The sequence below is a fragment of the Alishewanella sp. HL-SH05 genome (assembly GCF_052655985.1).
Genome location: NZ_CP199753.1, coordinates 1105314 through 1124731 on the forward strand (window position 1 = coordinate 1105314; position 19418 = coordinate 1124731).

At 45.6% G+C, this 19418-nt stretch carries 19 protein-coding genes and 3 tRNA genes; 20 read left to right on the plus strand and 2 right to left on the minus strand.

What is annotated here, in order from left to right; translation table 11 throughout:
- Window positions 1-44 precede the first annotated feature (44 nt).
- Window positions 45-1028 (minus strand): FAD:protein FMN transferase, encoded by a 984-nt coding sequence (locus ACUJFL_RS05055; RefSeq protein ID WP_226749651.1) that lies wholly within the window; start codon window positions 1026-1028, stop codon window positions 45-47.
- 936 nt (window positions 1029-1964) lie between these two features.
- On the opposite strand from ACUJFL_RS05055, the gene ACUJFL_RS05060 reads away from it, so the two are divergent.
- The 20 genes from ACUJFL_RS05060 (at window position 1965) to ACUJFL_RS05155 (ending at window position 17377) form a co-directional block, all read left to right on the plus strand.
- Window positions 1965-2891 carry a homoserine O-succinyltransferase gene (locus ACUJFL_RS05060; protein ID WP_226749652.1) on the plus strand — a complete coding sequence of 309 codons (927 nt, stop codon included), beginning with the start codon at window positions 1965-1967 and terminating at the stop codon, window positions 2889-2891.
- Window positions 2892-3959, plus strand: a complete 1068-nt coding sequence (locus tag ACUJFL_RS05065; protein WP_445428657.1) for a homocysteine S-methyltransferase family protein — start codon at window positions 2892-2894, stop codon at window positions 3957-3959. It abuts the gene before it with no gap.
- Window positions 3959-6580, plus strand: a complete 2622-nt coding sequence (gene metH / locus ACUJFL_RS05070; protein WP_445428658.1) for a methionine synthase — start codon at window positions 3959-3961, stop codon at window positions 6578-6580. The genes ACUJFL_RS05065 and metH overlap by 1 nt, the downstream gene beginning before the upstream one ends.
- A 127-nt stretch (window positions 6581-6707) precedes the next feature.
- Complete coding sequence (locus ACUJFL_RS05075; RefSeq protein WP_226749655.1) at window positions 6708-7451, plus strand: hypothetical protein; 744 nt, start codon at window positions 6708-6710, stop codon at window positions 7449-7451.
- The gene (locus ACUJFL_RS05080) at window positions 7448-7900 is read left to right on the plus strand and encodes a regulatory protein RecX (protein WP_445428659.1); all 453 of its coding nucleotides are present in this window, start codon (window positions 7448-7450) and stop codon (window positions 7898-7900) included. The genes ACUJFL_RS05075 and ACUJFL_RS05080 overlap by 4 nt, the downstream gene beginning before the upstream one ends.
- Window positions 7901-7924: 24 nt before the next feature.
- Entirely contained in the window at window positions 7925-10546 is a 2622-nt protein-coding gene (gene alaS, locus ACUJFL_RS05085) for an alanine--tRNA ligase (RefSeq protein ID WP_445428660.1), read from the plus strand.
- Between the two features lie 120 nt (window positions 10547-10666).
- On the plus strand, window positions 10667-10867 hold the full coding sequence (gene csrA, locus ACUJFL_RS05090; protein WP_226749658.1) for a carbon storage regulator CsrA: 201 nt from the start codon (window positions 10667-10669) through the stop codon (window positions 10865-10867).
- 163 nt (window positions 10868-11030) lie between these two features.
- A tRNA-Ser gene (locus ACUJFL_RS05095) sits at window positions 11031-11120 on the plus strand.
- 10 nt (window positions 11121-11130) lie between these two features.
- A tRNA-Arg gene (locus ACUJFL_RS05100) sits at window positions 11131-11207 on the plus strand.
- Window positions 11208-11270: 63 nt separating this feature from the next.
- A tRNA-Arg gene (locus ACUJFL_RS05105) sits at window positions 11271-11347 on the plus strand.
- 1194 nt (window positions 11348-12541) lie between these two features.
- Window positions 12542-13048, plus strand: coding sequence for a GNAT family N-acetyltransferase (locus tag ACUJFL_RS05110; RefSeq protein WP_445428661.1), 507 nt, complete (start codon window positions 12542-12544; stop codon window positions 13046-13048).
- Window positions 13049-13146: 98 nt separating this feature from the next.
- Complete coding sequence (locus ACUJFL_RS05115) at window positions 13147-13584, plus strand: hypothetical protein (RefSeq protein ID WP_445427524.1); 438 nt, start codon at window positions 13147-13149, stop codon at window positions 13582-13584.
- 175 nt (window positions 13585-13759) lie between these two features.
- A complete protein-coding gene (locus ACUJFL_RS05120; protein ID WP_226749957.1) occupies window positions 13760-13906 on the plus strand; it encodes a PLDc N-terminal domain-containing protein in 147 nt (48 codons plus the stop codon).
- Between the two features lie 125 nt (window positions 13907-14031).
- The gene (locus tag ACUJFL_RS05125; protein WP_445428662.1) at window positions 14032-14385 is read left to right on the plus strand and encodes a hypothetical protein; all 354 of its coding nucleotides are present in this window, start codon (window positions 14032-14034) and stop codon (window positions 14383-14385) included.
- Between the two features lie 121 nt (window positions 14386-14506).
- On the plus strand, window positions 14507-15046 hold the full coding sequence (locus ACUJFL_RS05130; RefSeq protein ID WP_445428663.1) for a hypothetical protein: 540 nt from the start codon (window positions 14507-14509) through the stop codon (window positions 15044-15046).
- Between the two features lie 116 nt (window positions 15047-15162).
- Complete coding sequence (locus ACUJFL_RS05135) at window positions 15163-15420, plus strand: hypothetical protein (protein WP_445426298.1); 258 nt, start codon at window positions 15163-15165, stop codon at window positions 15418-15420.
- An 86-nt stretch (window positions 15421-15506) separates the two neighbouring features.
- Window positions 15507-15860 (plus strand): hypothetical protein, encoded by a 354-nt coding sequence (locus ACUJFL_RS05140; RefSeq protein ID WP_445428664.1) that lies wholly within the window; start codon window positions 15507-15509, stop codon window positions 15858-15860.
- 116 nt (window positions 15861-15976) lie between these two features.
- Window positions 15977-16288, plus strand: coding sequence for a penicillin-binding transpeptidase domain-containing protein (locus tag ACUJFL_RS05145; RefSeq protein ID WP_445428665.1), 312 nt, complete (start codon window positions 15977-15979; stop codon window positions 16286-16288).
- 199 nt (window positions 16289-16487) lie between these two features.
- A complete protein-coding gene (locus ACUJFL_RS05150) occupies window positions 16488-16841 on the plus strand; it encodes a VOC family protein (RefSeq protein ID WP_306177018.1) in 354 nt (117 codons plus the stop codon).
- A 104-nt stretch (window positions 16842-16945) separates the two neighbouring features.
- Complete coding sequence (locus ACUJFL_RS05155; RefSeq protein ID WP_445428666.1) at window positions 16946-17377, plus strand: DUF1801 domain-containing protein; 432 nt, start codon at window positions 16946-16948, stop codon at window positions 17375-17377.
- A gap of 429 nt (window positions 17378-17806) precedes the next feature.
- Here the strand turns inward: ACUJFL_RS05155 and tnpC are convergent, their stop codons facing one another.
- Window positions 17807-19387: an IS66 family transposase gene (gene tnpC / locus ACUJFL_RS05160; protein ID WP_445428233.1), complete on the minus strand. Its 1581-nt coding sequence runs from the start codon at window positions 19385-19387 to the stop codon at window positions 17807-17809.
- Window positions 19388-19418 lie beyond the last annotated feature (31 nt).

Here is a 19418-nt window from a genome sequence, read left to right on the forward strand (position 1 = left end):
AGCACGTTGCGCTGGCGCTGGGGTGGGTTGTTTAACCTTAGGGGCTAGCGCGCTAAACCCGATGAAAAATACAATTGATGCTCACTGCTGATAAAAATGGCTTCATAGTCTGCCTGTTGCTCAATCAGTGCCATACCTCGTTCAAGCCCTAGCACAAATAAGGTAGTCGACAGTGCATCGGTGCGTGTGGTGTCGGGGCCTAACACGGTTACACTCATTAAACCCGAAGGGCTTGTACCGCTTTTCGGATCTAAAATATGATGATAACGCACGCCATCTTCGATAAAGAACCGCTCATAATCCCCTGAGGTGCTAATGGCGCTATTAATAAGCGGTAATTGCGCCACGATATCGTCAGATTTACGTGGGTGTTTAATGGCGACTAACCAAGGACGACCGCGTTTATCACCCAATAAGCGCGTGTCACCGCCGGCGGTAACTAATGCATGTTGAATGCCCGCTTGCGCCAGTAACGCAATAGACCTTTCCACCGCATAGCCTTTGGCGATACCGCCTAAATCTATTTTGACACCGGCTTTAGCAAAGCGTACTTGGTTATTGGCCAGCAGCTGAATATGCTGGTAATTAATTAAACTGCGCTGCGCGGCTAAATCCTCGATACTGGGTTTGACATGCTGGCGATAATCATAGCTAAACCCGACCGAAGCAAAGCTAATGTCAAAGGCCCCGGCGCTTAATTCGGCGAGCTGTTCGGCTTGCTGTAACAACTGGTAAAACTCTTCACTGATGGTGACCGCTTGCTGGCTAGCATCGCGGTTAAGTAAGCTCAGCTCACTGCTTTCAAGGTAGGGGCTCATCAGTTGATTAATGCGTTCAAATTCGTTTTGCACGGCACTGATCAGCAAGGGGCCTTGGCTGTTATCGTCAGTCCAAAACTCGACATAGGCTTGCGTGCCCATGGTTTGAAACGGCTGGCGCTGCCACTCTGCTTCGGCAAACGTTGGCCATAGCCCGCTAAGAAGCCAAAGATAAAACAAAGCGCGGAGGTGAGTAGGTATAACGCGCATGGCGAGGATCCCATTATTCGCTATTGAATAGAGGGTACATTGTTGCAGAGCACAGGCGTGGACTCAATGTTTGTTGTTCAACAGTGCGAGAATAGTGACGGGGCTGCAATCAACAGTGGTCTGATTGTAAAGCAACACCTTAGATTACCGCATATTTCGTTTTAAATAGATCTTGGGTTGTCATGTCGGTATGTCACAACTTTAAAAAACATTTTCGCCAAGGCCGAAAACGTTTAGCGCTGCATAAAGCTTTGGCTGGAGCACGCTGTAAATACCTCCCTGTACGCTCCTCTTTTTCATCCCTGAAAAACACGTCTCCAGCCAAAGTTTACTTCGCTGTTAACTTGCCAAGCTTCAATCCGATCCTTGACGGTCAGAAACTAAACATTAAAAACCGTCATCGTCAGCAAGCTGTTCAGTCAAGCGAATACCGCTAAGAATATTAACTCCCCCTTTGAAGCGAGCCGACTGATCATCGTTGGCCAAGGTTTTAAGAAAACGGGTGTTTGAGTGCGGCGACGGTAGCGCCGCGCGAGTTACGTTTTCGCCTTGGACAACGCATGAGCAGCCGGGCTTTCGAGCGGAAGTGGGGTCGCATTTTCTTTGGGTACTTTCTTTTGGCGACGCAAAAGAAAGTATCTCGCCAAGGGCGAAAACGTTAAACGCTGCCTAAAGCTTCAGCTGGAGCTGGAGGATGCACAAAAATGGTATCGAATTTTCTTGGAGTAATTTTTTAACGATGCAAAAGAAATTATCTCTCCACAAGGTGACAGCTTGATTAGAGGGTCATACGGCCAATGCCGAAATAGACTAATAACCCAACCGCAGCACGCACAGCAAAGAATTGCCGCATATTTAGCCATCTAAACGTATAGAAGTTGACATTGAGCTGCTTTTTCAGCACAGTAAGCCATTAATCTGTGAGCGGAGTAGCTTATGCCAGTAAAAGTCATTGATCAGTTGCCAGCGGTAGAGGCTTTATCAGCAGAAAACGTCTTTGTGATGACAGAAAGCCGCGCTGCTTCGCAGGACATTCGGCCATTACGGATCGCCATCCTGAATTTGATGCCGAATAAAATCGTTACCGAAATCCAATTATTGCGTTTATTGGCCAATAGCCCGCTACAATTAGATATCGAGTTATTGCGCATTGATGATCATGTTAGTAAGCATACCTCAGAAAGCCATCTCAATTGTTTTTATCGTTATTTCTCTGATGTGCAAGATCAAAACTACGATGGTTTAATTATTACCGGGGCGCCTTTAGGCCTTGTTAACTATGAAGATGTTACCTATTGGCAGCAGTTTGGCGAGATTTTACGTTGGGCCGATACCCATGTGACCTCCACCTTATTTTTGTGTTGGGCAGCGCATGCGGCCTTGTATCATTATTATGGCTTACAACGTGAGATCCGCGGTGAGAAGTTATCAGGGGTGTATTGGCAAGACGTGAAGCAGCCTTTAAGCCCCTTAGTGCGTGGCTTTGACGATCAATTTTTAGTGCCGCATTCACGTTATGCGCAAGTGCCAATCCAAAAATATCAGCAGCATGCCGACTTACATATTTTGGCTGAAGCCGATGCCACAGGGGCTTACTTGCTACAGAACAGTCGGGGTAACCGGATCTTTGTTACTGGCCATCCAGAATATGATCTTACTACCCTCGATGAAGAGTATAAACGCGACCTAGCTGCGGGCATTAGTGCCTTGTTACCCGAAAACTACTATCGTAATAACGACCCGTTACAAGGGCCGCAGAAGCTATGGCAGGCGCATGCCTTTTTATTATTCAGTAACTGGTTAAACTACTATGTTTACCAAGCCACGCCTTTTGATATTAACCAAATTGGGCAGAACAGTTAAATGAATCGAAGCAAATTGACACCCGCTGCCCTACGAGCGCAGCTACAGCAACGCATTTTTATTCTGGATGGCGCCATGGGCACCATGATCCAGCAGCAAACGTTGGATGAAGCCGGTTATCGCGGCAGCGAGTTTGCCGATTGGCCATCGGATTTAAAAGGCAATAATGACTTACTCGTGCTAACACAGCCGGCGTTAATTGCCGATATTCATCGTCAGTATTTGCAAGCAGGCGCCGACATTATAGAAACCAATACCTTTAATGCGACGACGATTGCCATGGCCGATTATCACATGTCGCACTTAGCCGCGCGGATTAATCGCGAAGCAGCAGCCTTAGCACGCCAAGTGTGTGACGAGTTTTTAGCAACCGAACCGCATAAACCCCGTTATGTCGCTGGTGTGTTAGGGCCCACTAACCGTACAGCATCTATTTCACCTGATGTGAACGATCCCGGCTATCGTAACGTTAGCTTTGATGAGTTAGTCACCGCCTATATGGAAGCCACGCTGGCATTAGTTGACGGTGGGGCGGATATCATTATGCTGGAAACGATTTTTGATACGTTAAATGCTAAGGCCGCAGCTTTTGCCGTATTACAGGTGTTCGACGAGCTTGGTTATAGTTTACCAGTGATGATCTCGGGCACTATTACCGACGCTTCTGGTCGCACCTTGTCAGGGCAAACTACAGAAGCGTTTTATCATTCGTTAGCCCACGTTGAACCCGTAAGCTTTGGTTTGAACTGTGCCTTAGGCCCAGATTTATTGCGGCCCTATGTCGAAACCCTGTCTGGTATTTCCTCGGCTTTTGTCTCGGTACACCCGAATGCCGGTTTACCCAATGAATTTGGCGAATATGATTTAGGCGCAACCGAGATGGCGGCAGAAATTGCCGATTGGGCGCAGCAAGGTTTTTTAAATATTGTTGGCGGTTGCTGTGGCACTACGCCTGAACATATTGCTGCTATCAGCCAAGCAGTGCAGGGTATGCCAGCCCGTCAACCTAAAACACCCGACCATAGTTTTCATTTGGCCGGGTTAGAAGCTTTTTCGGTGGAGTGGTAATGCGACAGCAAGCACGATTTATCAATATTGGCGAGCGCACCAACGTAACCGGTTCGGCACGCTTTAAAAAACTGATTTTAAAAGGCGATTACGAAGCCGCGCTCGATGTGGCACGGCAGCAAGTTGAAAATGGCGCGCAAATTATCGATATCAATATGGACGAGGCGATGCTCGATAGCAAAGCCGCCATGGTGCGTTATTTAACCTTGCTCGCGTCTGAACCTGATATTTCTCGGGTGCCGATCATGGTTGACTCGTCGAAATGGGAAGTGATCGAAGCGGCCTTAAAGTGCATTCAAGGCAAAGCCGTGGTTAACTCTATTTCATTAAAAGAAGGTGAACAGCCGTTCTTAAAGCAAGCACGCTTATTGCGACGTTACGGTGCGGCCGTGGTAGTGATGGCGTTTGATGAAAAAGGCCAAGCGGATACGCAGCAGCGCAAAGTTGAAATTTGCCAACGGGCTTATAACATTTTGACCGAGCAGGTTGGCTTCCCACCCGAAGACATTATTTTTGACCCGAATATTTTTGCGGTCGCCACCGGTATTGAAGAGCACAATAATTACGCGGTCGACTTTATTGAAGCCACGCGTGAAATTAAACGGTTATGCCCTTACGCCAAAATCTCTGGTGGTGTGTCGAATGTGTCGTTCTCGTTTCGTGGCAATGACGCCGTGCGCGAAGCCATTCACTCGGTATTTTTATACCATGCGGTTGCCGCAGGTATGGATATGGGTATCGTCAATGCGGGTCAGTTAACCGTTTACGATGATATTCCGCTACTGCTGCGCGAACGGGTAGAAGATGTCATTTTAAATCGGCGTGATGATGCGACTGAGCGCTTATTGGATGTGGCGGCCCAGTTTAAAGGCGATGGCAGTGTGGCTGAAAAAGTCGATGATGCTTGGCGCAGTTTGCCAGTAGGTAAACGCTTAGAACACGCGTTAGTTAAAGGCATTACCGATTTTATTGAATTAGATACTGAAGAAGCACGGCAACAAGCAGAAAAGCCCTTACACGTGATTGAAGGGCCGTTAATGGACGGCATGAACGTGGTGGGTGACTTGTTCGGTGAAGGTAAGATGTTTTTACCTCAAGTGGTTAAATCGGCGCGGGTGATGAAAAAAGCCGTGGCCTACTTGCAGCCTTATATTGAACAAGACAAAGCGGGTGGCCAAGCGCAAGGTAAAATCTTGTTAGCCACGGTAAAAGGCGATGTGCACGACATTGGCAAAAACATTGTGGGCGTGGTGCTGCAATGTAATAACTTTGAAGTGATTGATTTAGGCGTGATGGTCTCGTGCGCAGAGATTTTACGGGTTGCCAAAGAACGTAATGTCGATGTGATTGGTTTGTCGGGCCTGATCACCCCCTCGCTTGATGAAATGGTGTATGTGGCTAAAGAAATGACGCGCTTAGGTTTTACTATTCCGTTATTAATTGGTGGCGCTACTACCTCTAAAGCGCATACCGCAGTGAAAATTGCACCGCATTATCAGCATGGCGTGGTGTATGTACCGAATGCTTCTCGTAGCGTATCGGTGGTGCAATCGTTAATCAGTGCAGACGCCAAACCGCCTTATTTAGCGCGTGTAACCGAAGAATATCGTATCGCGGTGGAGCAACATCTGCGTAGTCGCCCAGGCGAGAAAATGCTCAGTTTAAGCGCGGCACGCGAGAATAAGTTTAAACTTGATTTAGCCAAGGTGGCGCCAGCACCGGTGCAGCCCGGTGTGCATTATTGGCAAGATGTCGATTTACAACAATTACGCGACTATATTGATTGGACACCGTTTTTTCTTACGTGGCAATTATCGGGCAAGTTTCCGGCAATTTTAAATCACCCCGAAGTGGGCTTAGAAGCACGAAAAGTGTATCAAGACGCCAATGCCTTGATGGATAAGATGATCCAGCAAAAACGCATTGCTGGCAAAGCCGCCTTTGGTTTTTTTCCGGCTAATAGTGACGGTGACGACATTATTATTTATACCGACGACAGTCGGCAAACTGAGCGCTGCCGTTTACACGGTTTGCGACAGCAATTAGCCCTGCGTAATAATGCGCCAAACTGCTGTTTAAGTGACTTTATTGCCCCCGTCGGCTCTGGTATTGCCGATTATGTTGGCGCTTTTGCGGTTACCTCAGGTTTTGGTGCAGATGAGTTTGCTGCTGAATTTGTCAAAGTGCATGACGATTATAACAGCATCATGGCCAAAGCCTTGGCCGATCGACTGGCAGAAGCCTTAGCCGAGTTTTTACATATGCAGGTACGCCGCCAGTATTGGGGCTATGCCGCCGATGAAACTTTGGATAATGAACAGTTAATTCGTGAATTATATCAAGGGATCCGACCCGCACCAGGTTATCCGGCCTGCCCAGAGCACACCGAAAAAGGCACGCTGTTTCAGTTGCTGGATGTGGAAGCGCAAATTGGCATGAAATTAACGGAAAGCTATGCCATGTGGCCGGGTGCCGCAGTCAGTGGTTGGTACTTTGCGCATCCGGATAGTAAATATTTTGCGGTGAGTAAAATTGATGCCGAACAGGTAGCGGATTATGCGCAGCGCAAAGACTGGGACCTTGCAACGGCAGAAATGTGGTTAGGCCCGAATATCCGTTAAACTTTAAGTTAATCTGGCAAGTAAAGCTGAAGTTTTTCCGGTATTCAGTCTCTTAATTAATCGGCTTTTGCAGTATCATACTTCCGCTACACCAGTGTTGGTGTAGCGGTGTTGTTTTGGAGAGCCTGTGGAAAAGCCGTTTCAAATAAAGTTAATTATCCGCAGAGTCAGCGCAGCTGCCTCGATAGCGTGGTTAAAAAACGCCTGGGGCATTTTTAAGCAATATCCCATCGTTTTTGTGCAGATGATTTTACTGACCCTCGCGTTAAGCGTATTGGCAAGTTTGCACGAGATCACCCTAATTATTGCGGTGTTAGCCAGCCCCTTTATTACGGCCGGTTTTTACCGTGCGGTATTAGGTGTGCAGCAACAACAAAAAATCAGTATCGACTGGTTATTCCAACCGTTTAAAGAACCCGCCACTCGGCGCATTTTATTAGTGATTGCCGCGCTTAACTTTTTAATTTCTATTCCGTTAGCGCAATTTCGTGTTGATGTATTTGCCACCATGCAATTAGCACAAGAATCCCCTGATGTGGCTGCAGGCTATAGCTGGTCTTTACTCTTGTTATTAATTGCCACCCTGATCACCGCTATGCTGTTTGCTTATGCCGTGGCGATTGCTTATTTTTTAAAAGAACAGCGCATTTTTACCATATTGCAAGCCAGTTTTATCGCTTGCTGGCGTAACATTCCGGCCCTAGTAAGTTTTGGTTTATTAAGTTTGCTACTGATTATCTTAACAGTTCCGACCTTTTTCCTGGGCTTAATCGTGGTGATGCCGGTGTTACATATTGCGTTTTTCTTGTCATTTAATGAGCTGTTTGCGCTGCAAGTTAAATCACAACAAGATGGCGTATTAGAAGTGTGACGGCAGATAGACAGCGGGAATTACGCCAAGCCGCACTAAATTATTTAAGTCGGCGAGATTACAGTCGGGCTGCGCTTTCTGTTAAATTACAGCAAAAGGGCGCCACAGCCGAAGAATTAGCGGTAGTGCTCGAGTGGTGCAGTAGTGAAAACTACCTGAATGAAGATCGTTTTTTATTAATGATATTGCGTAACCGCTGCCGCCAAGGCTATGGTTACCGCTATATTTTGCAAGAGTGTCGTCAACACAAATTGACCGAGCAGCAACTCGCTACGGCGATTGCCGCAGAAGAAATAGACTGGTGGGATCTCGCCCGCCAAGCCTATCAAAAGAAATTTGGTGAAAAAGCCATTGTTGATTACAAAGACAAAGCAAAACGTATGGCTTTTTTGCAGCGTCGCGGCTTTAGTAGCGAGCAAATCCGGGCGGTCTTTGACCAGAATGAATAACCGAACAACTGAACAGGATTTTTCATGAGTATGACATCTGCCGCAGTACGGCAAGCCTTTTTAGATTTCTTCGCCAGCAAAGGCCACAGCATTGTGTCGAGTAGTTCCTTGATCCCAGGTAACGATGCCACCTTGTTATTTACCAATGCGGGTATGGTTCAGTTTAAAGATGTGTTCTTAGGCCAAGACCAACGTAACTACACGCGCGCAGTTTCGTCTCAGCGCTGTGTCAGGGCGGGGGGTAAGCACAACGATTTAGAAAACGTCGGTTATACCGCACGTCATCATACCTTTTTTGAAATGCTCGGTAATTTCAGTTTTGGTGATTACTTTAAGCAAGACGCCATTCGTTATGCTTGGGAGTTTTTAACCGAAGTGGTGCAACTGCCGAAGAGCAAATTATTAGTCACCATTTATGCTACCGATGATGAAGCCTATGATCTGTGGCTTAACGATATTGGTGTGCCAGCTGAACGGATTATCCGCATTGGTGATAACAAAGGCGCGCCATACGCTTCAGATAACTTCTGGGCAATGGGTGATACTGGCCCATGCGGTCCTTGTACTGAAATTTTCTACGATCACGGCGAAGATATTTGGGGTGGCCCACCAGGCTCACCAGAAGAAGATGGCGATCGTTTTATTGAAATTTGGAATATCGTTTTTATGCAGTTTAACCGCTTAGCCAGCGGTGAAATGCAGCCACTGCCAAAACCCAGTGTGGACACCGGTATGGGCTTAGAACGTATCTCCGCTATTTTGCAACACGTTCACAGCAACTATGAAACGGATACCTTTGTCTCGTTAATTAACGCGGCTGCAGCGGTTACTGGCGCGAGCGATTTATCGGATAAGTCGTTGCGGGTGATTGCCGACCACATTCGTAGTTGTGCTTTCTTAATTATTGATGGCGTGATGCCATCGAACGAAGGCCGCGGTTATGTGCTACGCCGGATTATTCGTCGTGCGGTGCGCCATGGTAATAAATTAGGTGCGAAAGGTGCGTTTTTCTATAAATTAGTGGCCGCATTAGCGGCGCAGATGGGTGAAGCCTACCCCGAGTTGCTAACAAAACAAGCCATCATCGAAAAAGCGTTACGCTTGGAAGAAGAGCAGTTTGGTAAAACCCTAGAGCGTGGTTTACAGATCCTAGACGACGAATTGGCGGCGTTATCTAGCAGCGAAATTCCCGGTTCGCTGGTGTTTAAGTTATATGATACCTATGGTTTCCCTGTCGATTTAACCAACGATGTAGCACGTGAGCGTAACTTAACGATTGACCAAGCGGGCTTCGATAGCGCGATGGCCGAGCAACGTAAACGTGCACAGCAAGCCAGCAACTTCGGTGTGGATTACAATCAACAAGTGAGCTCCAACCAACAGACTGAATTTACCGGTTATACCGCAGAAGCGGGCAATGCACTTGTCGTTGAAATACTAAAAGATGGCCAAAGCGTATCGCAATTAGCCGCAGGTGATAGCGGTTTAGTGATTTTAGATAGCAGCCCTTTTTATGCGGAGTCGGGCGGCCAAGTGGGTGATACCGGTACGTTAAATAACAGTACAGGTGTACTTTTTTCGGTACAAGATACCGTTAAAATCGGTAAGGCCTTTGCCCACCAAGGTAAAGCCGAGCAGGCGCTGCAAGTGGGTATGCGTTTAGATGCCAAGATTGATGCCGCGCGGCGCGATGCGATCCGCAAAAATCACTCAGCAACGCACTTATTACATGCCGCGTTACGTCAAGTGCTCGGTGAGCATGTCACGCAAAAAGGCTCTTTAGTGGGGCCAGAGCGCTTACGCTTTGACTTCTCACACTTTGAAGGGGTGAAAGCCGCCGAGTTGCAGCAGATTGAACAGCTGGTTAATCAGCAGATCCAATTAAACTTAGCCTTGCAAACGCGCATTATGTCGATTGATGATGCGAAAACCGCCGGCGCTATGGCGTTATTCGGTGAAAAGTATGATGAAGAAGTCCGTGTGTTAAGCATGGGTGATTTTTCTATCGAACTTTGTGGTGGTACCCATGTCAACAGAACGGGTGATATTGGTGTTTTCAAAATTGTCAGTGAAGGCGGTATTGCTTCGGGAGTTCGACGTATTGAAGCGGTTTGCGCCGCAGCGGCTATTAGCTACATTCAGCAATTAGAAGCGCAAGCACAGCAAGCGGCGGCTTTATTAAAAGGTGATACTTTTAGTTTAACCGAGCGGGTGCAGCAAAGCTTAGACCGCGCTAAGTCGCTTGAGAAAGAAATTGAGCAGTTAAAGGGTAAACTGGCCAGTTATGCTGGCGCATCGTTAACCGATAACGTGCAGCAATTAAACGGTGTACAAGTACTTATTCAACAATTACCTGATACAGATGGCAAAGCGTTGCGTACTTTGTTAGACGAATTAAAAAATAAACTCGGCTCGACCGTGATTTTATTAGCAAGTTCGCAAGAGGGTAAAGTGAGTTTAATTGCTGGGGTCAGTGCGGATTTAACCGCCAAAGTGCATGCTGGGCAGTTAGTCGCATGGGCTGCTAACCAATTAGGTGGCAAAGGGGGTGGCCGGCCAGATATGGCACAAGCGGGCGCAACTGACGTTGAAAACTTACCAAAAGTTTTAGAATTAGCTTTTTCGTATATAAAAGAGCGGCTTTAATGCCGCTTAGCGATAATGAAGCTGATTGAAGCGTTTTAAAAGGAACAATGCTGGGTTATCATACCGGCAAATTAAGCAGTAATAACAAATACTGCCATAGACAGGCAAAGGAGCAAAAGAATGCTAATACTGACACGTCGTGTAGGTGAGACCCTAATGATCGGTGATGAAGTTACTGTAACTGTATTAGGCGTTAAAGGTAATCAAGTACGAATTGGTGTTAATGCACCAAAAGACATTTCTGTACACCGTGAAGAAATTTATATGCGCATTCAAGCTGAAAAAGACACCAACGGTGGCAATTTTAGCGAGACTGAGTAATTGTTCAAAACACCCTAAACGAGAGCCGGTTATTTACTCTATCTTGTAAGATGACTTAAATAACCAGCAAATTGTTTAAAAGGTCGGCAAACACACTGATCTGCTCTAAAAATTGTTTGACATATTTTCCTGAGACATTAATATACACGCCGCAACACAGAGTGGAGAAATGGCCGAGTGGCTGAAGGCGCACCCCTGCTAAGGGTGTATAGGGGAAACTCTATCGAGGGTTCGAATCCCTCTTTCTCCGCCATTTTTAAGATGGACGCATAGCTCAGCTGGATAGAGTACTCGGCTACGAACCGAGCGGTCGGAGGTTCGAATCCTCCTGCGTCCACCATCTTAAATTGGGCAGTACCTTACACAGTACTTTAATCATTGTGTAGACAACTTGCTTGACCCTGGACGCATAGCTCAGCTGGATAGAGTACTCGGCTACGAACCGAGCGGTCGGAGGTTCGAATCCTCCTGCGTCCACCATATACGAAGAACCCGCTACGGCTAACGCCTTAGCGGGTTTTTTCATTTTGACGTGATGCAAACTGACGCAGGTGGGTGAGAAGCTCCGTTAGGTTCGACCAACTTATCGGGAATAAGTTGGCGCGCACTTTAGTGCGACCCGCAGGGCAGGCGGCAGGATAGCCGCCTGTTATCCTCCTGCGTCCACCCTATACAAAGCAACCCGCTTAAGTTAACGCTTGAGCGAGTTTTTCATTTGAGGCCTATATTGTTATTTAGTTAAACGTTTTCGCCGTTGGCGAGATACTTTCTTTTGCGTCGCCAAAAGAAAGTATCCAAAGAAAATGCGACCCCACTTCCGCTCGAAAGCCCAACTGCTCATGCGCTGTCCAAGGCGAAAACGTAACTCGCGCTATGCTTCGTCGCCGCACTCAAACACCCGTTTTCTTAAAACCTTGGCCAACGATGATCAGTCGGCTCGCTCTAAGGGGGATAAGATCTAGAGTGGTGTTTGCTTACTGAAAAGCAGATTGTGTCAAAGCGGTCTTTTTAAAGGCATATTACTAAATATTATTTACTGAAATTACAGAAAGGCCATATTGAGAGAGCATCGTGCTCGATAGGCGGATTTTTCAGCATCTATCACTAATAATAAAACTTCTGTACCCATAACTCGTTGTGAACAGGTCAAAACCGATGTAATGTTATAAACATGAAATTTACAATTGCGGAAAAGTCCGTGTTTAAATACGGAATTTTCCGTCGAATAAGCTGTTATGTGTAGGCGATATGATAAGCACTGAATTCAGAATGATTTTGCTATTTGTTTTAATAATTATCAGTGGAATTCTGGATTATTTGATACGTAAAGAATGGCACATTTTCTTTCCGCTATTGAAAAAGCATGACTCACAATTCGTAAGTCAATATGATCATTTGGGACCATCGATCTTTGAAAGGGCGGCTTTGATTTTTCAATTGTCATTTTGTGGATTAAGTTTTCAGGGTGCTGGTACGGCCTTAATGAGTAGCGTTGATAAAATTCGTAACTTGAATAGACTGCGTTGGTTTACACTTTGTCTTTTTGTTGTGTTTGGTTTTATCTACACATAACAAGCAAATATTATCGCCAGCAGACAGCGCTGGCTGCGACGTCAACCCGCTGCGCGGCTTTCCGCGCTAAATTTGGGCGTTAACCCATCAAAGAGGTCGAGCTTGGATATTCAAATCAGCAACGAAGGCACTGATGACGCAGTGCCAATACATGAAGTTACTGCGAAGGCATTCTTAAATGCTCCCCATGCAGATCACACAGAGCAGTTCATTGTTGACGCTCTGCGCCGTCATGGGGCGTTAACGATCTCTCAGATTGCAAAAGTAGGCGGAGAGATTATTGGTCATGTTGCAATTTCGCCCGTCATTTTATCAAGCGGTGAAACCGGCTGGTTTGGGCTTGGGCCAATATCTGTTCTTCCCGAGTATCAGAGGCGCGGTGTTGGCTCTCAACTAATGAAAAGCTCTTTAGCTGCTCTGGAGGCAATTGGTGCTGCTGGCTGTGTATTGCTTGGTGACCCTGATTATTATGGGCGTTTCGGATTCAAAGCTGTAGATGGTTTGGTTTATCCCGGCGTGCCTGCTGAGTATTTTCAGGCGTTTTCGTTTTCCGGCGAGTTCCCACAAGGGGAAGTTTCTTACCACGAGGCATTTTCTGCCCAGGGTTAACAAGGCCAAGCACAGCGACAGCTTATTCGTTGCGGCTTCGCCTTCACTACAAAGCTGCGCGTGCTGGCGGCGTTAGCATTACAGGAGAATTACCAAACATGAAGTTATCGATTATATTTTTAGCTACTTTGCTGTCATTTAATTCTTTAGCTGCAGATTATCAAACCGAGATTGATGATTTTTTCAAGTTGTATCAATCTGGGAAAGTAGATGAAGCTGTTGATTCCATTTATCGAACAAATAAATACGTATCATCAATTCCAGATCAAATTAAAAATGTTAAAACGCAATTAAATGCGCTTGAAGGGCTTATTGGAGAAATTAACCGTATAGGTAAAATTGACACTTACGCAGTTGGTGAGAATTTTGTGCATGTTACTTATCTAGCCACTTACGATAGGCAACCCGTTCGTTATGAGTTTCAATTTTTTAAAGTAAAAAGCGGTTGGAGAATATACTCATTTTCATTTGATGATGGCTTAACCGAAGAAATAGCAACCGAAGCAAGAAAGGCCGCTTTGTCCTCTCAAAAGTAATGCTAACAAGCGCCTTAAACATCGCGGCCTGTGGCCGCTGGACTCGCAACAAGTTGCTCGCCATTTAGGCGTGCGTTAAATTCAAAGTGGTCTTGAGAAAGATTTTAATGTTCAAATTAATTAAAGGATTAAATTTATGATGGGTGGGATAAGTATTTGGCATTTGTTACTCATAATGGTTTTGCCATTGATTCATGTAATTCTCTCAAGCCGTTCACACGGTGGTGCAAAGTTTGGTTGGTCTTTAGCAGTCGTATTTTTTCCGATACTTGGGTATATCATTTACTTGATAGTTACTCAGCCTGCAAAGAAAGTGCTGTAGAGCTAATTGAATTTAACAAGGCCAGTCAGCAACGCTTCCTTTGGTCGCTGGACCTCAAACCCGCTGTGCGGTTTTTCGGCCGCTGCTGGCTGCGTTATGTACCTTAGCTAGTTTGGAGTCGTATATTGAAGCGTGTGATTAAAATTTTACTTGTGATATTACTATGCTTTACATCTATTTTTGCTGTTTCATTTTATGTCCAGCAATCTAATAGGGATTGTTTAAATATCCCTGAGTCTGAAGCCGTTGATATGATCAACAGAGTTTTCATCGCGAAACAACACCAAGCTTCAAGCGATGGTTTTATGTTTGAACATAAATTGGTAAACCTACGATATTCCCATGAATTATCTCGTGAAATAGATAGTGACAGTAGTTTGGGTTTCATTGAGTTGCAATACAATAATGAAGCTAACAAAAAAGCTCTAGTTGCAGTTATTTATAGCAACTGTGAATTACAGTGGATTAATGGCACATAACAAGTGCCTCAATTCGCTCACAAGCTCGGACAATTAATAATGGGCTATTGTCGCTGCGCTCAATATTTTAGCCGATTAGTAATTGCCGCTTAGGCAGGTGTTAAAAGCCAATAGGGGTAAGATGAAACTTTTCGATTTTCTGGCTCTGATGAGTGAAGAGAAATATCCAATTCGCATAGAATATCGCGAACATATGGGATGCATTGATGTTGAGGTGGACGCTTTTTCAGAGCGTTGGGTTGTGTCTTTTGACGAAGGTGGGTTCGTAGACTTTTTGGTCTACAGAGATATTGACGCACCAGACAATGAGAATGTGAAGTTGTTGAGTTCGCTTATTAATCGTCCACAACAATCTTGGTTGGATGCAGCTGAAGACCTTGAGATACTGTTTATATCACCATACATATTTATCGGCTCTGATGGTCAAGAATATCAAATTACGGGCTTATTGCCTCAGTTTGGTGGACCTAACGGTACCCTCATTACATCTCGCAAGGACTCTGAAGAAGCTTGTTTTGAAACCTCTAAGCTTAAAGGTTTTCAAGGAACGGGGCTCAATCCAAGTTACTATGATAAATATGACCGTGAGCACGTCATTGAAACATTACAAGATTGGGGGTGGAATTCAAAAGAGCCAAAACCCACATGGTACAGTGTCTAAGTTTATAAAAAATTGCTTAATTTTTGTTCCAGCAACAAAAAGCGTGGCCTGGTCCTCAAACGCTGCGCGGGTTTCGGCTTGTGCTACGTGCGTTAAAACTTTAAATGGTTAAGTTTATGCACCCACACCAATCAGAAAAGCTAAAGGCTTTGGTTAAAAAAGGTAAATGGTTTTACGTTTTAAAACACGGTGTGCTTGGCTGGGGAGTGCCAACAGCCATTCTCTGGTCAGCGATCATGCATTTTATAGACAGCATACCTTTTAACGAAAGTATATTTCTCGCTCTTGTGTTGTTTCCAATTGGTGGGTTATTTTGGGGATTGTTCATGTGGTTTTTTATAAAGCGTGAATTCAGTAAGTTGCAACAAGATTAGTTATAACAAGCAAGCTTTATGGCTAGCTGCGACGTTAAACTGCGTCTAAGTTTTCTGCGCTGAGTTTGACGCTAAGGGAGTACAGAGTGGAATCGATAACACACCCAACCGCTATAGCATTAATTTACTCTCTAGGAATGCTGGTTATCGGTAGTGCTATACAGTGGACGTTTTTAATCAAGTTGAAAAAGCACCATCCTGAACAATGGCAGCATGCTGGTACCCCGACCATTATGAGCAACGGTGATCTTGTAAAAGCTTGGCCAACCACTAAGTATTTAAAACAGAAACTATATAAAGAATCCAATTCAAGCTCCGGTATTAAATTTTGTGACCTTTATCGCTCACCGATGATATATGGATACTTTTTAACGGCTATTTCAGTCCCTTTGTTTTTTGCAAGTATATTGCTATTTGGCTGGCCTCCGGCTTGGTCGTAGGGTGTTTCTAACTCGCGGTCTAAAGTGCGCAAATTTACGTTGGCTTGGTTTCGCGCCGCTGCAATTTAGCCAACATGTTTTTGCTAATTAAGGCGTTAGGCTCACTTGGATGCATAGTGAATATTGAATTTTTTATTTTTTTGTTACCTTTCGTAATTTTTAGTCCTGACGTTTTCACTCAGGAGAAAATTTCTGAAAAGCCTGAATGCCAAGCATTCTTCGATAAGCATCAATCAACCGGTACTATTCTTATCGTTGACGGTCGTGGTTCAACCGAAAAAGTCAGTGTTTATGATAGCGCACGAGCGAATCAGCGCTACTCACCCGCATCCACCAACAAAATCCCTCATACCCTTTTTGCGTTAGATGCCGGAATAGTTAAGGACGCATTTCAGGTGTTTCCGTGGGATGGCGTTAAAAGAGAGTAGGAACCTCATAATCAGGATCAGAATTTGCGTTATGCTATGCGGTATTGTGCACTTTGGGCGTATGAGCGTTTTGCGAAGGCGCTAGGTGAGAAAAATGCAAAGCGCTATTTACCGCCTAATCAGTGAATGCAGCCACCCAAAACGGCGGCTGATTTAAGCGTTATAATGTATTGCATCATTTGCGTAATAAGGAATAGAAATGAACGGACCGGCAAAAAACGGCGCTTTAATATATTCTAATAATATTCATTCGCTTGCTAAATTTTATACTGAGTTGTTTTCGATGAACGTGACGCGGGAAACGTCAGAGCTCGTTAGTCTGGTTAAAGATGGCTTTAATATCGTTATCCATGTTCCACTAACTACAATGCCTACACCAGATTTCAATTCAATTAAGCTGTTTATGGCAGTCGATGATCTCAATGCCGCTAAATTGAAAGCCGAGCAGCTAGGCGGTCAGTCATTTGCAGGTGTATGGTCTAATCCAATATTTAAGGTATGTAACATAGCAGACTCAGATGGTAATCATATTCAAATACGTGAGTTCAGCTGATAACAATACGCATCACTTGCTGCCACTGGCTGTCGAACACCAACCCGCAGCGCGTTAATTTTGGGCGTGAGGCGCTACAAAAAATTCTCTGAGGAACGATAAAAATGGCTGAACTTAAGACAAAGGCAACTCACGCCAGTGTTGCAGACTACATATCCACACGTGCTAACGACAGCCAAAAGACAGATTGTGAAACCCTAATGGCGATGTTTAAGAAAATTACAGGGCAGCCACCGAAGATGTGGGGCCCGAGCATCGTCGGCTATGGCTCATACAAGTACAAATACGAGAGTGGCAGAACGGGAGAAATGTGTTTAACCGGCTTCGCTATCAGAGGACGAGAACTTGTTGTCTATTTAAGCTGCGAAGATACAATCCATGCCTCGCTGCTCTGTAAGCTTGGCCAGCACCGTATGACCAAATCCTGTTTATACTTCAAGCGCCTTTCCGATCTAGATACAACTGTACTGGAGCAGCTAGTTATCAACTCCATCGAGAAGATAAATGCTCGGTATAACGAAAATAACGACAGTTAACCCATTACTCAAGCTAAACGGCAACGGTGAAAACGAAGGATTTTGGTATATGACCTGAAGTTTGAAGCTTGCAAGACGTTAAACGCTGCGTAAAGCTTCGGCTGGAGCACGCAGTAAATACCTCCCTGTACGCTCCTCTTTTTCATCCCTGAAAAAGACGTCTCCAGCCAAAGTTGACTTCGCTGTCAACTTGTTCAACCTGATTTGCCACTACAGCAAAAATGATGCTGATAATCTCACTGTTGCAATTGGTACCAACTGCTCAACTAAGGGAATACGGCTTAGAATATGAGCTCCCCTTAGAGCGAGCCGACTGATCATCGTTGGCCAAGGTTTTAAGAAAACGGGTGTTTGAGTGCGGCGACGGTAGCGCCGCGCGAGTTACGTTGTAAGCGTAGCAGCAACCACACCTTGCGGTGTGGCTGCTGATCAGTAAGGCAGGAGCTGTTGCAATTGCTCGTGGGTATTGGCTTTTGGCAGCTCAGTGAGCAAGCGGTATAAGTAATTATACGGTTCCAGACCATTAATTTTGGCCGTTTCGACTAGGCTATACATTGCAGCACTGGCTTCTGCGCCCGTTTCAGTATTGGCAAACAACCACGCCTTGCGTCCAATCACGAACGGTTTGACGGCGCGCTCAGCACGGTTGTTGTCGATATTAAGTCTACCATCGTCCAGATAGCGGATGAGCTTGGGCCACTGATTCAGGCTATACGTGATAGCGACTCCCAGTAAGCTTTCTTTCGTGACACTCTCGCTTGATTTATCCAGCCAGCTTTTAAATTGTTCTAGCAGTGGTTTAGCTAGTGCTTGTCTGGCGTCATACTTCTTGTCAGGCGGTACGGTTTTTAATTTACTCTCCAGTGCATAGAGTTTCTGGATGTGGTTAAGGGCCACATCCGCTTTACCCGTTTTGCCTTTGCCCTGCGCTTTTTGGGCTTCAACGAACTTGCGTCTGGCATGCGCCCAGCAACCGACTAAGGTTGCGTCGGTTTTCTCATATCCGGCATAACCATCGACCTGCAGATAACCGTTAAAGCCGGATAAGAAGTCACAGGGATGTTTACTGCTGCGACTATCCTGATAATCAAACAGCACCAGCTTAGGGCCGGTACTTTTTTCTAAGCCACAGCCATATACCCACATGTAACAGGTGCTTTTCTCAACATCCAGCACATTAACCGTGGTTTCATCTGCCCACAGCACCGGCTGTTTCAGAAGCTCGGTTTTCATTAAGGCCAATAGCGGTTGCAGTTTTTCTGCACAAGTTATCAGCCAACGACTCATCGTTTGACGACTAAGCTCAATGCCCGCCTGATTAAACAACTGCTCTTGTCGGTACAGCGGTAAGCCATAGTGCATTTTGCTGCTGATGATTTGCGCCAGTAAACTTGGCGTGGCCATACTCTTAGGGATAACCGCAGGCGGTACATCGGCAATCTTAATGTCGACCTTAGTGCCATTGGTTTCACACTGCCGGCAGCTGTATTTCAACCGGACATTTCTCAGCACACGGATTTGCGCGGGCACGAACTCAATTTGCTCACTAACCTCTTCACCCATTTGATGCAGGGCATGGCCGCAGCAGGCACAGGTTTTATCGTCAATGTCATGGATAACGTCAACGCGGGGCAATTCAGGGGTAATACGCGGTCGGCGTGGCTTGGCGGCTTTCTCAGCGCTCTCGGTCGTCTGAGTATCTGGCTCTGTCGCTACGGACTCGTCTTCAATAAGCTGTTCGGCCTCATTTAAGACTTCGCCTTCACCTTCGTAGGTCTCGCTGCTGGGGCTAAATTTCTGGTACTTCTTCAGGTTATAGCGCTCCAGCAATTGCTGCAGCTTATCCGACAGCTGCTGGTTAACCCGCTCTAGTTTAGCGATGCGTTTGTCTTTTTGCGCCAGTTTGCGCTCAAGCTTTTGCTCATGCTTGGCAAGTAGCGCGGACTGCTCAAGCAGCATTTTCTTAAGCAGTTCAACGTCATCAGGTAGGGTGTCTGGTATCTTTTTCATGGCCGTTATTGTAACGGCCAATTTGGCTAAG

Bases quoted from the DNA above. Each gene is read 5' to 3' on its own strand.
- ACUJFL_RS05055 (WP_226749651.1), bottom strand. From the start codon at position 1,028: ATGCGCGTTATACCTACTCACCTCCGCGCTTTGTTTTATCTTTGGCTT.
- ACUJFL_RS05060 (WP_226749652.1), top strand. From the start codon at position 1,965: ATGCCAGTAAAAGTCATTGATCAGTTGCCAGCGGTAGAGGCTTTATCA.
- ACUJFL_RS05065 (WP_445428657.1), top strand. From the start codon at position 2,892: ATGAATCGAAGCAAATTGACACCCGCTGCCCTACGAGCGCAGCTACAG.
- metH (WP_445428658.1), top strand. From the start codon at position 3,959: ATGCGACAGCAAGCACGATTTATCAATATTGGCGAGCGCACCAACGTA.
- alaS (WP_445428660.1), top strand. From the start codon at position 7,925: ATGAGTATGACATCTGCCGCAGTACGGCAAGCCTTTTTAGATTTCTTC.
- csrA (WP_226749658.1), top strand. From the start codon at position 10,667: ATGCTAATACTGACACGTCGTGTAGGTGAGACCCTAATGATCGGTGAT.
- ACUJFL_RS05115 (WP_445427524.1), top strand. From the start codon at position 13,147: ATGAAGTTATCGATTATATTTTTAGCTACTTTGCTGTCATTTAATTCT.
- ACUJFL_RS05120 (WP_226749957.1), top strand. From the start codon at position 13,760: ATGGTTTTGCCATTGATTCATGTAATTCTCTCAAGCCGTTCACACGGT.
- ACUJFL_RS05130 (WP_445428663.1), top strand. From the start codon at position 14,507: ATGAAACTTTTCGATTTTCTGGCTCTGATGAGTGAAGAGAAATATCCA.
- ACUJFL_RS05135 (WP_445426298.1), top strand. From the start codon at position 15,163: ATGCACCCACACCAATCAGAAAAGCTAAAGGCTTTGGTTAAAAAAGGT.
- ACUJFL_RS05150 (WP_306177018.1), top strand. From the start codon at position 16,488: ATGAACGGACCGGCAAAAAACGGCGCTTTAATATATTCTAATAATATT.
- ACUJFL_RS05155 (WP_445428666.1), top strand. From the start codon at position 16,946: ATGGCTGAACTTAAGACAAAGGCAACTCACGCCAGTGTTGCAGACTAC.
- tnpC (WP_445428233.1), bottom strand. From the start codon at position 19,387: ATGAAAAAGATACCAGACACCCTACCTGATGACGTTGAACTGCTTAAG.